The 265-nt window shown below is 64.5% G+C and carries 1 protein-coding gene; it reads left to right on the top strand.

What is annotated here, in order from left to right:
* On the top strand, positions 1-265 hold a 265-nt coding region (locus tag ACQG3P_RS20015; protein ID WP_426806021.1), incomplete at both ends, for a hypothetical protein.

The following is a 265-nucleotide window of genomic DNA, read 5'->3' as shown; positions in this document are numbered from 1 at the left end:
CCGAAGACGAACAACGCGCCTCCAACATCTACATCGGCAAGGCGCTCAACATCCTGTGCCAGCAGGTGCGCAGTACGTCCGGGCCGCCCTGCGATGGAAATCGTCTGCTGCGCGCGACCCAGCGCTGCGTTGAAACGAGCCGGGCCCGCCAGGAGTTCACCCTGGAAAACGCCAGTGTGATGATGTTCCACCTGGGGGAGCTCATCCACCATCCGCCTCTGCAACGCTGCTGCAGCGCGACGATCACCGACCCCCTGGCCCCGAT

The organism is Stenotrophomonas sp. SrG, from assembly GCF_050031795.1.
GTDB classification, from domain to species: domain Bacteria; phylum Pseudomonadota; class Gammaproteobacteria; order Xanthomonadales; family Xanthomonadaceae; genus Stenotrophomonas; species Stenotrophomonas rhizophila_A.
The sequence above is the reverse complement of the archived record's forward strand: the minus strand, read 5'-3'. Positions and strand labels throughout refer to the sequence as shown.